The 13,084-nt window shown below is 69.7% G+C and carries 13 protein-coding genes and 3 pseudogenes; 4 read left to right on the forward strand and 12 right to left on the reverse strand.

What is annotated here, in order from left to right:
• Positions 1 to 21 precede the first annotated feature (21 nt).
• From WJ438_RS28145 to WJ438_RS28160, 4 genes are all read right to left on the reverse strand, one after another.
• Positions 22 to 270 (reverse strand): acyl carrier protein, encoded by a 249-nt coding sequence (locus tag WJ438_RS28145; protein ID WP_406727698.1) that lies wholly within the window; start codon positions 268 to 270, stop codon positions 22 to 24.
• A gap of 102 nt (positions 271 to 372) precedes the next feature.
• Positions 373 to 1,374, reverse strand: a complete 1,002-nt coding sequence (locus WJ438_RS28150; protein ID WP_406727699.1) for a ketoacyl-ACP synthase III — start codon at positions 1,372 to 1,374, stop codon at positions 373 to 375.
• A gap of 22 nt (positions 1,375 to 1,396) precedes the next feature.
• On the reverse strand, positions 1,397 to 2,341 hold the full coding sequence (locus WJ438_RS28155) for an ACP S-malonyltransferase (protein WP_406727700.1): 945 nt from the start codon (positions 2,339 to 2,341) through the stop codon (positions 1,397 to 1,399).
• 89 nt (positions 2,342 to 2,430) lie between these two features.
• On the reverse strand, positions 2,431 to 3,636 hold the full coding sequence (locus WJ438_RS28160) for a PucR family transcriptional regulator (protein WP_406727701.1): 1,206 nt from the start codon (positions 3,634 to 3,636) through the stop codon (positions 2,431 to 2,433).
• Between the two features lie 73 nt (positions 3,637 to 3,709).
• Here WJ438_RS28160 and WJ438_RS28165 point away from each other — a divergent pair.
• Positions 3,710 to 4,365: pseudogene (locus WJ438_RS28165) on the forward strand (pirin family protein).
• A gap of 645 nt (positions 4,366 to 5,010) precedes the next feature.
• Here the strand turns inward: WJ438_RS28165 and WJ438_RS28170 are convergent.
• The 4 genes from WJ438_RS28170 to WJ438_RS28185 all read right to left on the reverse strand — a co-directional run bounded on the left by WJ438_RS28170 (position 5,011) and on the right by WJ438_RS28185 (position 7,466).
• Positions 5,011 to 6,117 carry a hypothetical protein gene (locus tag WJ438_RS28170; protein WP_406727702.1) on the reverse strand — a complete coding sequence of 369 codons (1,107 nt, stop codon included), beginning with the start codon at positions 6,115 to 6,117 and terminating at the stop codon, positions 5,011 to 5,013.
• 27 nt (positions 6,118 to 6,144) lie between these two features.
• Complete coding sequence (locus WJ438_RS28175) at positions 6,145 to 6,342, reverse strand: hypothetical protein (protein WP_406727703.1); 198 nt, start codon at positions 6,340 to 6,342, stop codon at positions 6,145 to 6,147.
• Positions 6,343 to 6,442: 100 nt separating this feature from the next.
• The gene (locus tag WJ438_RS28180; protein ID WP_406727704.1) at positions 6,443 to 6,658 is read right to left on the reverse strand and encodes a DUF397 domain-containing protein; all 216 of its coding nucleotides are present in this window, start codon (positions 6,656 to 6,658) and stop codon (positions 6,443 to 6,445) included.
• Complete coding sequence (locus WJ438_RS28185) at positions 6,618 to 7,466, reverse strand: helix-turn-helix transcriptional regulator (RefSeq protein WP_406727705.1); 849 nt, start codon at positions 7,464 to 7,466, stop codon at positions 6,618 to 6,620. The genes WJ438_RS28180 and WJ438_RS28185 overlap by 41 nt, the downstream gene beginning before the upstream one ends.
• Positions 7,467 to 7,624: 158 nt before the next feature.
• Between WJ438_RS28185 and WJ438_RS28190 the strand changes: the two genes are divergently transcribed.
• Entirely contained in the window at positions 7,625 to 7,981 is a 357-nt protein-coding gene (locus tag WJ438_RS28190) for an ATP-binding protein (RefSeq protein WP_406729834.1), read from the forward strand.
• An 83-nt stretch (positions 7,982 to 8,064) separates the two neighbouring features.
• On the opposite strand, the gene WJ438_RS28195 is transcribed toward WJ438_RS28190, so the two are convergent.
• A complete protein-coding gene (locus tag WJ438_RS28195; RefSeq protein WP_406727706.1) occupies positions 8,065 to 9,636 on the reverse strand; it encodes a S8 family peptidase in 1,572 nt (523 codons plus the stop codon).
• A gap of 831 nt (positions 9,637 to 10,467) precedes the next feature.
• Here WJ438_RS28195 and WJ438_RS28200 point away from each other — a divergent pair.
• Positions 10,468 to 10,614, forward strand: a pseudogene (locus WJ438_RS28200) (TetR/AcrR family transcriptional regulator); the annotation flags it as partial.
• Here the strand turns inward: WJ438_RS28200 and WJ438_RS28205 are convergent.
• The 3 genes and pseudogenes from WJ438_RS28205 to WJ438_RS28215 all read right to left on the reverse strand — a co-directional run.
• Positions 10,599 to 10,925, reverse strand: a pseudogene (locus tag WJ438_RS28205) (SMP-30/gluconolactonase/LRE family protein); the annotation flags it as partial. The pseudogenes WJ438_RS28200 and WJ438_RS28205 sit on opposite strands and share 16 nt — an antisense overlap.
• A gap of 114 nt (positions 10,926 to 11,039) precedes the next feature.
• Positions 11,040 to 11,351 (reverse strand): hypothetical protein, encoded by a 312-nt coding sequence (locus tag WJ438_RS28210; protein ID WP_406729835.1) that lies wholly within the window; start codon positions 11,349 to 11,351, stop codon positions 11,040 to 11,042.
• A 5-nt stretch (positions 11,352 to 11,356) separates the two neighbouring features.
• On the reverse strand, positions 11,357 to 12,160 hold the full coding sequence (locus WJ438_RS28215) for a GNAT family N-acetyltransferase (RefSeq protein ID WP_406727707.1): 804 nt from the start codon (positions 12,158 to 12,160) through the stop codon (positions 11,357 to 11,359).
• 432 nt (positions 12,161 to 12,592) lie between these two features.
• On the opposite strand from WJ438_RS28215, the gene WJ438_RS28220 reads away from it, so the two are divergent.
• Positions 12,593 to 13,069, forward strand: a complete 477-nt coding sequence (locus WJ438_RS28220; protein WP_406727708.1) for a hypothetical protein — start codon at positions 12,593 to 12,595, stop codon at positions 13,067 to 13,069.
• Positions 13,070 to 13,084 lie beyond the last annotated feature (15 nt).

Here is a 13,084-nt window from a genome sequence, read left to right on the forward strand (position 1 = left end):
ATCAGGAAGGCCCGGCAGCGCTCAGGCCTGGTGCTTGAGGATGTACTCGGTCGCGTCGCCGACGGTCTTGAGGTTCTTGACGTCGTCGTCCGGGATCTTGACGTCGAAGCGCTCTTCGGCGGCGACGACGACCTCGACCATGGACAGCGAGTCGACGTCCAGGTCGTCGGTGAAGGACTTGTCCAGCTGGACGTCCTCAACCGGGATGCCGGCGATCTCGTTCACGATCTCCGCGAGACCGGTGACGATCTCTTCCTGAGTGGCGGCCATGGTGGCGCTCCTTCGCTGTGATTCCAGAGGGTGTGGCGCCCGCCGCGTCAGCGGCGGATGTTGCGGTTCCCGTACCGGACCGGGTGATCCGACACGGAGTGCCTAGGGGAGGGTAACGACCGTAGCGGCGTAGACGAGACCCGCCCCGAAGCCGATGACGAGCGCGGTGTCGCCGCTCTTCGCCTCGCCGGTCGCCAGAAGCCGCTCCATCGCGAGCGGAATCGAGGCGGCCGAGGTGTTGCCGGTGGTGCGGATGTCACGGGCGACCGTGACGTGCTCCGGCAGTTTCAGGGTCTTCACCATCGAGTCGATGATCCGCACATTGGCCTGGTGCGGGATGAAGACGTCCAGGTCGTCCGGCGAAAGCCCGGAGGCTTCCAGCGCCTCCTTGGCGACCTTCGCCATCTCGAACACGGCCCAGCGGAACACCGCCTGGCCTTCCTGCGTGATCGCGGGGAACTTCTCGACCTCGCCGTCGCGGTAGTCCGTCCACGGCACGGTCTGCTTGATGACCTCGGACTTGTCGCCCTCCGAGCCCCAGACCGTCGGGCCGATCGCGGGCTCCTGGGACGGGCCGACGACGACCGCGCCCGCGCCGTCACCGAACAGGAAGGCGGTGGCCCGGTCCTCCAGATCGGTCAGGTCACTCAGCCGCTCCACGCCGATGACGAGCACGTATGCGGCGGAACCTTCCACCACCATGCCCTTGGCCAGCGTCAGGCCGTAACCGAAGCCCGCGCAGCCCGCCGAGATGTCGAAGGCGGCGGCCTTGTCCGTGCCCAGCCGGTTGGCGATCTCGGTGGCGACGGCCGGGGTCTGCTGGAAGTGCGAGACGGTCGACACGACCACGGCACCGATCTGCCCGGCGTCGATACCGGCGTCCGCGATCGCCTTGCCGGACGCCTCGACCGACATCGCCGCGACCGTCTCCTCCGGCGACGCCCAGTGCCGCGTCTCGATGCCGGAGCGAGAGCGGATCCACTCGTCGGACGAGTCGATCGTCTCGAGGATCACCTCGTTCGGCACGATCCGGGTGGGCCGGTAGCCGCCCACACCCAGGATGCGCGCGTACGGGGCGCCCTTACTGGGCTTGATCTTCGCCATGCGGATTCTGCTCCTAAGGGCGTCAGGCGTGCTCTGCGACGAGTTCGCGGGCGGCGTCGAGGTCTGCGGGGGTCTTCAGCGCCAGCGTCTTGACCCCGGGCAGTGAACGCTTGGCGAGACCGGTCAGGGTCCCCCCGGGGCACACCTCGATCAGCGCGGTCACCCCGAGTTCCCTGAACGTCTCCATGCACAGGTCCCAGCGGACCGGGTTCGCGACCTGGCCGACCAGGCGCTGAAGCACCTCATCGCCGGTCGCGACCGCCGCGCCGTCCTTGTTCGACACGTAGGTGACCTTCGGGTCGCCCGGGGCCAGGTCCTCGGCGGCCTTGGCCAGCGTGTCGACCGCTGGACCCATGTGGTGCGTGTGGAAGGCGCCGGCGACCTTGAGCATGACCACCTTGCGCACACCCTCGGGTTTGTCCGCCTCCAGCGCGGCCAGCTGCTCCCTGGTGCCGGCCGCCACGATCTGGCCCGCGCCGTTGATGTTCGCCGGAGTCAGCCCCAGCTTCTCCAGGTGCGCCACGGTGACGTCCGGGTCCCCGCCGAGCAGCGCCGCCATGCCGGTCTCGGTGATCGCGGCGGCGTCGGCCATGGCCAGACCCCGCTTGCGGACCAGGCTCAGCGCGGCGGAGTCGTCGAGGACACCCGCGAACGCGGCGGCGGTGATCTCACCGACACTGTGGCCGGCCACCGCGCCGGGCGCGAGGTCCGTCCACGCCGCGTCAGCGGCAATTGAGCCAGTGGCGAGCGCCGAGGCCGACAGCAGCCCGGCCGCGACCAGCAGCGGCTGGGCGACGGCCGTGTCGCGGATGGCGTCCGCGTCGGCCTCGGTGCCGTAGTGGGCGAGGTCGAGTCCGATGGCCTCGGACCAGGCGGCGACGCGGTCCGCGGCGCCGGGCAGGTCGAGCCATTCGGTCAGGAAGCCGGGCGTCTGAGCGCCCTGGCCGGGAGCGACGAGTACGAGCACTCTCACACTCTCTCTTGACGACGGCCGAAGCCGCCCGTGAGGACAGGGACGAAGAACGGGAGGGGGTTTTGTGGGACCCCGACAAGAGACTAGAGCTGAAGATCACCGTCGACCAGACGCCCCAGGATCAGCGCGACCCTCAGAGTAAAGGCAGAGCGTACATCGGAGGGTGACCAACCGGTGACGTCCGTCACACGTCGGAGCCGGTAACGAACGGTATTGGGGTGAACGAACAGCATCCGTGCGGCCCCTTCCAGACTGCTCGCCTGCTCCAGATAGACGCTGAGCGTCTCCAGCAGCGCGGCCCCGGCTTCCTCCAGCGGTCTGTAGATCTCCTCCACCAACTGTTCACGGGCCGCGGGATCACCGGCGATCGCCCGCTCCGGCAGCAGATCGTCGGCCAGTACCGGGCGTGGTGCGTCCTGCCAGGCCGTACACGCCTTGAGGCCCGCCGCGGCGGCCTGCGCGGACCGGGTCGCCGCCAGCAGGTCCGGCACCACGGGACCCGCCACCACCGGCCCCTGCGCGTACGGCCCGATCAGCGACTTGGCCACGCCCAGCGGATTGTCGCTGCCGCCCGCGATCACCACCAGCCGGTCCCCGAGCACCCCCGTCAGCACCTGGAGCTTGGCGTGCCGGGCGGCCCGCCGGATCGCCTCCACGGTCAGTTCCGAGTCGCCGTTGGGCGCCGTGCCCAGCACCACGCACACATGCTCGGGCGAGTTCCACCCGAGGGCGGCGGCCCGCGACACGGCCCCCTCGTCGGCCTCGCCGCTGAGCACCGCGTTCACCACCAGCGATTCCAGCCGCGCGTCCCAGGCACCCCGTGCCTCGGCGGCCTGCGCGTACACCTGCGCGGTGGCGAAGGCGATCTCCCGCGCGTACACGAGGAGCGCCTCGCGCAGCACCGCCTCGTCGCCAGGCGCCGCCACCTCGTCGATGGCGCTCTCCATGACCTCGATGGTGGTGCGCACCATCTCCACGGTCTGCCGCAGCGTGATGGCCCGGGTCAGCTCGCGCGGCGCGGTGCCGAAGACGTCGGTGGAGATGGCCTGCGGCGCGTCGGGGCGCCGGAACCACTCGGTGAACGCGGCGATGCCCGCCTGCGCGACCAACCCGATCCAGGAACGGTTCTCCGGGGGCATGGCCCGGTACCAGGGCAGCGTCTCGTCCATCCGCGTGATCGCCTGCGCGGCGAGGCTGCCGGACGACTGCACCAGCCGCTTCAGCGTCGCGGCATGCGCGTGGACGGAGCGTGCTGCGGTTTCGTTGTTGCTGGTTTCGGGTTCGGGCACGTGGACAAGACTGCCTTATCCGGACGGGTGAACGGGCCGCCGGTCCGCGGGACAGGTCTACGGTGGACCGGTGATGCACGTACGGCGCGCGCACGAGCGCTACCAGGGCGGCGATCCGGCGGCCGGAATCGAGAGCCGCCACGCCTTCTCCTTCGGCTCCCACTACGACCCCGACCACCTCCGCTTCGGTCAGGTCATCGCCTGCAACGAGGAGCACCTGGCCCCCGGCGCCGGCTTCGACGAGCATCCGCACAGCCACACCGAGATCGTGACGTGGGTCGTGTCCGGCGAGCTGACCCACCGCGACTCCACCGGCCACGAGAGCGTGGTCCGCCCCGGCGACCTGCAGCGCCTGAGCGCCGCCTCCGGCGTCCGCCACGTGGAACGCAACGCCGGCCCGAGCCCCTGACCTTCCTCCAGATGTGGCTGGCCCCGCGGGAGGTGGGCGGCGCCCCCTTCTACGAGGTCGTCCACGGCATCGCCGACTCCACCCCCTACGCCCTCCCGGAGGCCGGCGCCATGCTCCACGTCCGCCGGCTCGCGGCGGGGGAGCGGACCGCCGTACCGGACGCCGCGTACGTGTACGCCCATGTCGTACGCGGCGAAGTGACCCTGAACGGCGAACACCTGACCCCGGGCGACGCGGCCCGCATCACGGACGTCAAGGGCATCGAAGCGGTCGCGGAGGCCGCGTCGGAACTCCTGCTGTGGGAGATGCGGGGCGCCTGACGAGGGTCCGACGGCGCGCGCCGCGCCCTGGAAGCCCGGCTGACGCGGGACGCCGACCGGCCCGGGGTCGATCCGGCCCGCGGGCCGGTGCAGCCGAAAAGCGTGAGAAGTCAGCAGGAAACTGTCACCTGAGCGCTCAAATGAGCGGAGTAGGGACAGTTGTGCCCGAAGTGCTCACGCTTTTCAGCCCATCCATACCACCGGCCGGGGCCCACCGTGGTGTATCGCGAGCCGATCAGCCTCCCGGCGTCGACGTTGCTGGCCCATGGTCCGCCGCAGCCCTCGCCTGTACCAGCCGCACAAATTCCCGGGCCCTTTGTCGCACCGCCCGGCACTCGCGTGTCGTCAACTGCCGCTGGGCGCCATCCAAGTCGCACCTGCACTGGCTATCACAGCACTCAGAGTGAGGGAAAGGTCAGCAGGCATGCACCGTGTCCAGCGCGCCTGCAGGGTGGCCTGGCCGTGACGGCCTGTCGAAAGCCGACAGTCCGTCACGGCAAACCCATGTCGAGTCGGTTCATGCGCTCTTTCAGTTGCGTGACTTCCCCGACCTGCTTCTTCGGGCAATCAAGCGACCCGTCAGCAGAAAAACCGCCAACACCCCTGTGTCCACGACCACCATGACACCGCCCACCACCAGAAGGATCACGGCGGCGCCCCCTCGTCGGTGAACCACCACAGTGACGACATGGTGAGCAGACAGGCCGCGCCCACCAGCGCTTCTTCCAGGTGGGACGGTTTGCGCAAGGACCGGACCCGCCACCAGGGCACCGTGCGTATGTCGGCTTCGCGCCGGCGGAGGGAGCCGGGTGACAGCGCAGGGGAGCGCGGGGCCGTTTTCGTCCATGCGGCGTAGGAAAGATCGGCGGACTCCTCGGCGAAGGACGCCGACTGGGTGCTCGTCCCGGCCCTCGCACCGGTGGACGGCCACGGACTGCCGGTCGTACGAAGTCCTCGGGCAGTACGGAGCAGAACGGCGCGCCGCACCCACCGGACAACGCCCCCGACTCCGGAGCCCGCCAGGACCAGGAGTCCGGTAAGGCCCAGCCCGGCCTCGAGAGCGGACGCGGGAGAGCCGTCGATGGTGCTGTAGAGACCTCCCTTCCACGGACCGTACGAGACGACGAACCCGCTCTCCCAGTCCCGCAGGAGCGGGCTCCGATCGGGGTCGCACTGGAACGGCCCCCGGCGCTCGCTCCCGCTCCACAGGTCCTCCCAGAGCACGGTGCAGCGCCCCGACGCGTCCGCCTGGACCACGGTCAGATCCACCTGCGGATCCCGCTCCGACGCCACGGCCCCGGCGATCCCCAGGCCCAGGAGCACGGTGCCCAACAACGTGCCCCACCGGAAGAAGGGACGGCGGGCAAGCATGCTGTCCGCCGTGCCCGTAACGGCCGGACCCGTCGCGGACGTCTGCACCTGCGGGGGCGCCGGGCGCTCCAGCAACCCGGCGGAAACAGCCGCGCGCGGGTCACCCTCCCGCCGGCGCCGCCGGGTCGGTCGCGTCCACACCAGCGCCCTGCCGCCCGGCTGCGTGACGATTCCGCCCCAGGAGGGATCCCCGCACCACCACAGCACGCCGGCAGCCGGCGGCCACGCCAGAGGATGGCGCTGACGAACGGCCACCACGGTCAGCGCCCACAGTTCGTCGGTGTCAGGCGCCCTCAGAACGAGCCGTGTCGGGCCGGTGCCCATCGCCGGCGCGACAGCGGGGCAGGCGATCCACGGTTTCCCGGACAGAGGCCTTCGCATGCGCCCCGCGATACGCAGGGCACCGGCTCAGATGACCGCCACGGCCAGCCCGCCGCCCACGGTGTACGGGACCGGCCTGCTCAGCCAACCGACTCCCGCCACCTCGCCGACCACCGCGAGCGCCACGGTGATCACCACGATGCCGAGCCCGATGAACAGCAGCCGCGAGGCACGCCGCCGGTACCCAGCCAGGACGTGACGAGTGGTACCGAAGTCCATTGCCACTGCCGGGACCTTCGGGACCCGTACCTCGGACTTCACAACCACTCCCCGAAGAAGCGACCGCACGGCGTGGTGCTGCCCGGCCACGCTCCAGAAGGGATGTTCAGGCGCGCCGTGTCGGCTGGCGCAGGCCGTCGACGAACGCCTGCCAGGCGCCGGCGCCGACGGTGACGACCGGGCCGGACGGGTTCTTGCTGTCGCGGACGGGGACGGCGCCGGTGGGGCAGGTGGCGGCGACCTCGACGCATTCGCCGCCTGTGCTTCCGCTGTAGCTGGACTTACGCCACTGCAGGTTCCTCGGGCCGGGACCGGTCTCCATAGCGTTCCTCCATCACTCGCGCGATCAGTGCCGCCGAGTCCTCCACGGAGAGGGCCGCGGCCTGCAGGCGAGCGTAACGGAGGGAAGCCTCCCTGAGTGTCTCGGGATTGGCTGTCATGTGACCAGAGATGAGGTCCTCGGTGTAGATGATGTCCGGGTCGTCGTTGAAGCGCATCACGGTGAAGGCCCCGTCGATACCTACGTGTTCACCTGCCGCGTTTGGGAGCACCTGTACATGCACCCAGCGGTGACGCGTGAACTCCAACAGGTGGGCCAGTTGGCGCCGCATGACCTCGTGACCGCCGATCGGGCGGAGCAACACGGCCTCGTCCAGGATCGCCCAGGTGAGCGGAGGTTGCTCCCGTTCCAGGATGCGCTGGCGTTCCATGCGGGCAGCCACCAAGCCGTCCAGGTCGTCCGGCATCCCGGTGGTGAGCACGGCCCGTGCGTACTCCTTTGTCTGCAACAGCCCGTACACCAGCTGTGCTTGGTACGTGGAGAGGTAGGTAGCCCGCGCTTCCATCTCCGCGTGTGGCTGGAACCAGGTGGGCAGTTGGCTTCGCAGAACCAGACCGATCAGGCGGGAGAAGATGCCGTCCGTGCCAAGCGCAGCGTCCACGCGCTCGGAGAAGTCGCGGGTCGGGACCTTCTTCGTGGTCTCGATCTGGCCGATCAACGACCCCGTGCAGAAGATGATCTCGCCGAGCTGCCCCTGTTTGAGTCCGTGTGCCTCGCGTTGGCGGCGCAGCTCCCAGCCGTAGTAGTCGAGCGGGGAAGCGGTGGGATCGAGCGACTGGATGTTGACCACGGCGGCGCCTCACTTCGGGACTTCGTCTTTCAACGCCTCACGGCGTTCGTTTCGCTCTGTAGCCGAGCGTAAGTGCAGCGTCATTTCATGGTGAGGTGAATCACGTAACTGGTCCGCAGGCGACGGGCATCCACAGCGAATACCACGCCGAGTTCGCCATGGGCGAGCACTCGGTCCGGCATCTGCGCCGCATCCTGCGGCTGTATCTCGTCGGCTCCGGGTTGGCCGAGGTGACTGATGCGGCCGAACTGGCTCTCACCGAGCTGGTCGCCAACGTCGTGCGGCATGTGCCCGGCCGTCGCTGCCGGATCTGCTTTCTGCTCCGGCCCGGTGGAGTGCGGGTGGAGGTCGCCGACGACTGTCCGGAACTGCCTGTGCAGGCCGTCGGTGACGGGCTCGGTGAAGGTGGGCGCGGGCTGGTGATCGTGGCGGCCGTCACCGACCGGTGGGGTGTCGCCCCTCGCCCCAACGGGCGGGGCAAGACGGTGTGGTTCGAGTGCCTGGTCGATGGCTGAGGCGTACGGCGTCATCCCGGGCAGACAGAGGCCCCGCCCCCGGCACGGTCTACCGTGCCGGGGGCGGGGCGGAGGGCTGAACGTCAGAACGTCAGGCCCCAGCTGTTGATGTAGCCGGTGTCGCCGTAATAGCTGTCCGTGACCCGCAGCTTCCACGTGCCGTTGGCCGTCTCCGAGGAGGCGTTCACGGTGTAGGTGGTGTTGATGTTGTCCGCGGAGCCGCCGGTGCCCAACGACTTGAGGGTGTAGACCGAGCCGTCGGGCGCGACCAGCTGGACCGTCAGGTCACCTATGTAGGTGTGGACGATGTTCACCGGCACCTGCAGGGCCGAGGGGGCGTTGCCGGAGACACCGGTGACGGTGATCGGGGACTCGACGGTCCTCCTGTCGCTGATCGTGTAGTTCGAGGAGTTGGTGAAGGTCGTGCCCGACGGCGGAGGGGTGGTGCCGCCGCTGCCGACGTACAGCAGGCGGTTCGGGGAGCCGGTGCCCGGGTTGCCGACGGCCCCGGAGATGGAGTTGGCGACCAGCGCTGAGGCGACCTGCGCCGGGGTGGCCGAGCGGTTGTCCGCGAGGTACAGGGCCGCGGCGCCCGCGACGTGGGGGGTGGCCATCGAGGTGCCGGAGATGGAGTTGGTGGCGCTGTCGCCGGTGTGCCAGGCGGAGGTGATGGATGAGCCCGGGGCGAAGATGTCCAGGTTCGAGCCGTAGTTCGAGTAGCTGGCGCGGGCGTCCGTGCTGGTGGTGGCGCCGACGGTGATCGCCTCGGTCACCCGGGCCGGCGAGCCGGTCGCGGTGGTGGACTCGTTGCCCGCGGCGACGGCGAAGGTGACGCCGGCGGAGATGGCCTTGCGCACCGCGTTGTCCAGCGTGGTGCTGGCGCCGCCGCCGAGCGACATGTTGGCGACGGCCGGAAGGACCGCGTTGGCGGCGACCCAGTCGACGCCCTTGATCACACCGGCGGTGGTGCCGGAGCCGTTGTTGTTGAGAACCCGGACGCCGACGATGGAGGCCTTCTTGGCGACGCCGTAGGCGCTGCCCGCGACCGTGCCCGCGACGTGGGTGCCGTGGCCGTTGCCGTCCTGGGCGACGTAGTCGTTGTCGACGGCGTCGTAGCCGTTGCGGGCCCGGCCGCCGAAGTCGCTGTGGGAGATGCGCACACCGGTGTCGATGATGTACGCGGTGACGCCCTGGCCGGCCGTGTCGTCGTACGTGTACGAGCTGTTCAGCGGCAGCGCGGTCTGGTCGATGCGGTCCAGGCCCCAGGACGGCGGGTTGGTCTGCGTCGCCTGGGTGGTGACGGTGCGGTTCTGCTCGACCAGTGCGACCGACGGGTCGGCGGCCAGCTTGGCGGCCTCGGCCTCGGTGGCCTCGACGGTGTAGCCGTTGACGGCCTCGCGGAAGGTGTGCTCGACCTCGGCGCCGTACTTCTTCGCGACGCCCTTGCCCTTGGCGGAACCGGCCTTGGTGGCCGACTTGAGGGTGACGATGTAGCTGTCCTCGACCGCGTTCGGCGCGTCCGCGTAGGCGATCGTCCCGACGGGCTCGGCGGCGTTCGCGGGGAGAGCGGTGAAGAGACCGCCGGTGAGAGCGGCCGCGGCGACGGAGCAGATTCCTACGAGCGTTCTCCGCTTGGTGTTTCGCATCACTGCCATCTGAGGGTTCCTTCTCGACAGGTGGGGAGTGGGGTGGGGGGAGGTGCGTCAATGGGGGGCACACGAAGCGAACACCTGTACCGGTTCTTCCTCCGGACAGGAGTGAGTCAGGTGCATGCCAAACGCGGACGCTGTAGCCGTGTCTGCTTTTCCCTGTCGCCAGCCGAAAGATTGAATGGTCTACGCGGATTGCACAAGAGGTTCGGTCGCGCCTTAACCTCCGTGCCACAAAAGAGAAGTGACACAAGGCCACCAAACGCCCCAGATGCGTTGGGTAAACGAGATCACTGTCACAGTGGGCCTCGCGGAATCGTGCTGATGTCTTCCGGCGACCTCTCCGAGAGTGCCCGCCGTTCACTCTCACACCCTGGAGACCTGCTGTTCGGCACCATGTGGGGGAGGGCCAAGCTGCATGTGAGCCAATCCGGTTCACCTGGAGCCCGTGCGTGGAACTGGCGCCGCCTCGTTGCACAGGGTGTTCACATGGACCGTGGCCCCAGGACCCCTCTGCCCAGGCCGGTGATACAACCCGCGGGGCACGTTCGCGTCCGGCCTCCACGCGTTACGGCTCGGACCGGCGACTTTCGGCCATGCGCCGACCGGACGGCTCATCTCCCCCGCTGCGGCTACCGCTTCCGAGCTCACGCCGGCCTCGTTCGCTGAGAGCCCCGTCGATGGTGGGCGCGGGCTGCTGCTCGTCGAGGCGGTGACCGATCGGTGGGGTGTGACGCCGTCTCCGGCCGGTGGTGGCAAGACCGTGTGGTTCGAGTGCGATGTGAAGCCTGAGCCTGGACCGGCGGTGTTGAGCGAGCGGTGCCGTACCCTGCCCGGATGACGCAGCATCCCGTGCCGGACCAGCGGCGGCGGCCCGCGAACGACGAGCCGAGGGCCGCCGCCCGCAACCGTGCCGCGCTGATCACCGCCGCCCGGGAGATCTACGCGGAGCACGGCCTGGAGGCCCCGCTGTCCGCGATCGCGCCGTCGACCCGGATCGCGGTGTGCCGGGAAGCGCCCCCGCCCTTGGTGCCCACGGGGAGGTACGAGATCCGGTTCTCCGTCAACTCGCTGAACCACAGCCCGCGGTACTCCGCGTCGAACGAGACCCCGTTCGTCGCGGCCAGGCCGTCGGCCAGGACGGTGGCCTTCCCGCCGTCGCGGTCGATGCGCACCACCCGGCCGAGCGCCTCGCCCTCCCTCAGTCCGCGCGAGTCGCTGACGTACAGGTGGCCGTCCTGGTCGAAGGTGAGGTCGTCGGGGTTCATGCGCGCCCCCTCGACCTCGCCGGAGAAGGAAGAAAATCACGCACCAGTGGAAGGAAGCGACCGGGCCGTGACGGCGAATGCGCAGGTCTTCCCGTCTTCTCGCCAAGCGTGACGGGCATGACGAAGCCCCGCCGCAACGCGTCAGAACCCCGCCATGGACTTGTCGAACACTCCACCCAGCGCACCGTAGATGCTGCACCGGAGAGAGTGCCTTGCCCTGCGGCGGAGGCCGAACCCCAAGGCAAACGAGCACGCGAAGAGGCCACCGAGGACCGCAGCTGCGACCGGGTCATAGACGAAGTGCACGAAGCACGCAACACCAGCCCAGACCAGGATCGGCAGGAGCGAACCACGCAGCACCGTCCAGAACCCGAGCCGTACCGCGCCCGGCGGCAGTACACATTCGTTCCACACCTCAATGTGGTTCCTGGTCACGCAGTGCTCAAGCTGCATGCTGTTCAAGCTCGTCGAGCGCGAACCCAATCGCGGTTCTCGCGCACGACGGTGAACCCGGCCGATCGATAGAGCGCCACCGCGGCGTCGTTCGTGGACGGTGCCACGACGGCGACCGCGCTCGCACCCCGCTGGGTGAGAGCCGCGCACGCGCCCAGCACGGCCTCGCGCCCATGGCCGTGCCCGCGATGGTCAGGATGGGTGCCGACCGGCTCGAGCAGCCCGCATCTGCCCACGCCCGCGAACCATCCGGTCGCGGCGGCCGCGGGCTCCCCCGCGGGCGTGCGCACGAGCACCTCCACCGCCAGCCCGCCCGCCGGCGACCGCTTCATCGTGTGCCAGTGCTCGACGGTGAACGTGGATCCCGCGAAGGCGGACCGCTGCACCAGCACCCGGTCGGCCGCACAGGCCTCACCGACCGGCTCGGCGCGGCTCGACACCGGCTGCGGGGTCCACGACATGACGAGCCAGGACTCCTCCTGTTCGAACTCCCACCCGGGCACAGGCAGACCGTCGGACCAGTCGTTGCCGGGCTCGAGCAGCTCCTCGGCATCGGCCGCGAGCGCCCCGAGATCGGCGCCGGGCGCGGCGGTCACGCGCAGCACGGGGCCGTCGAGGAAGCCGGCTGCTATCGGTACCCCCTCATCGATCCACTGAAAAACGGCCGCGTCGTCGAGCCGCAGATACCACCCCACGTCTCCGGGATGGACGCCGCCGCCCGGGACGTTGACCGGCGTCCACTCGCACAACGCGCGCAGCGCCGGGCCGGTTTCGACAGGGGTCAGGCGGTGCCGCGCGAGTGAGGACATGGACGGCAGATTAGCCAGCGCACCACGGTGTCGCGAAGGCTTTTAACCCGCCACGAGGTCGACGGCCAGAGCCGCCGCGCGCACCGGACAACACCATCGGTGGAACGCCGCGATCAGCGCCGGCCGGGGCGTCAAGGGACACGAACACGACCCGGCCGGTCAGGACCGTGTGCGCCAGTTCCCGCGTGGCCGGGGTGCGCAGCCGGGGCGCGAGCCCGCCCGGCTGCGGGTCATGGACGGTCATGCATGAGCCGCTGGGCTGCCGTCCGTGAACGGAAAGGCGCCTCGCGCGCCTGCCGCGGTGAGGGCTGCGGTTGTCGCTGCCGGGACCTGGTGGCGACCTGGAGCGGTGCTTGTGGCAGGCTGCGGATCATGGGGTGGTCGTCCAAGGTGCACGGCGGTGCCGCGGCCGGGCTGGGCACCGTTCTGCTGGTGCTGGCCGGGCTCACCTGGCTGCCCGGGACCTTGCCGCTGCTCGAGGCGAGATGGCTGCCGGCGCTGATCGTCGCACTGTTCTTCCCGATCTTCATGTCTGCTGTGGTGCGCCTCTTCCTGGCACGCGCGGACAGAGCCTTGGTCTGGCAGGCCTTCCGGCGTCTTCCCGGCCAGGTGCAGACAGGGCTTGCGGTACTGGCTGTATCAGGTGTGGTGATGACGTTCATCAGCGCGGTGCAGGAAGGGAACTTGCAGTCCGCCGAGGCGAAGGACGGGCGGTACTCCGCCTTCGACACCACGCCGTATGCGCGCGGCACGGTCGAGCTCTCCCACGAGCAGTATCAGACTGTCCTGGAAGCAGATCAGCGCAGCATGCTCACGATCCCGGGTGTGCTCTTCGTCGGCGCCGCGTACGCCGTCCTGGCGGCCGGTGAGCTGCGCCGGGCGAATCGTGGCGCTGCGCCGTCGAGGTAGAGGGTGGCGGGTCCC

Source organism: Streptomyces sp. GD-15H, assembly GCF_045291515.1.
Lineage (GTDB): Bacteria > Actinomycetota > Actinomycetes > Streptomycetales > Streptomycetaceae > Streptomyces.

Excerpts from the sequence above, each read along its gene's own strand:
- WJ438_RS28145 (WP_406727698.1), bottom strand. The coding sequence starts at position 270 with ATGGCCGCCACTCAGGAAGAGATCGTCACCGGTCTCGCGGAGATCGTG.
- WJ438_RS28180 (WP_406727704.1), bottom strand. The coding sequence starts at position 6,658 with ATGGAGACCGGTCCCGGCCCGAGGAACCTGCAGTGGCGTAAGTCCAGC.
- WJ438_RS28190 (WP_406729834.1), top strand. The coding sequence starts at position 7,625 with ATGGGCGAGCACTCGGTCCGGCATCTGCGCCGCATCCTGCGGCTGTAT.
- WJ438_RS28215 (WP_406727707.1), bottom strand. The coding sequence starts at position 12,160 with ATGTCCTCACTCGCGCGGCACCGCCTGACCCCTGTCGAAACCGGCCCG.
- WJ438_RS28195 (WP_406727706.1), bottom strand. The coding sequence starts at position 9,636 with ATGGCAGTGATGCGAAACACCAAGCGGAGAACGCTCGTAGGAATCTGC.
- WJ438_RS28170 (WP_406727702.1), bottom strand. The coding sequence starts at position 6,117 with ATGCGAAGGCCTCTGTCCGGGAAACCGTGGATCGCCTGCCCCGCTGTC.
- WJ438_RS28150 (WP_406727699.1), bottom strand. The coding sequence starts at position 1,374 with ATGGCGAAGATCAAGCCCAGTAAGGGCGCCCCGTACGCGCGCATCCTG.
- WJ438_RS28210 (WP_406729835.1), bottom strand. The coding sequence starts at position 11,351 with ATGCAGCTTGAGCACTGCGTGACCAGGAACCACATTGAGGTGTGGAAC.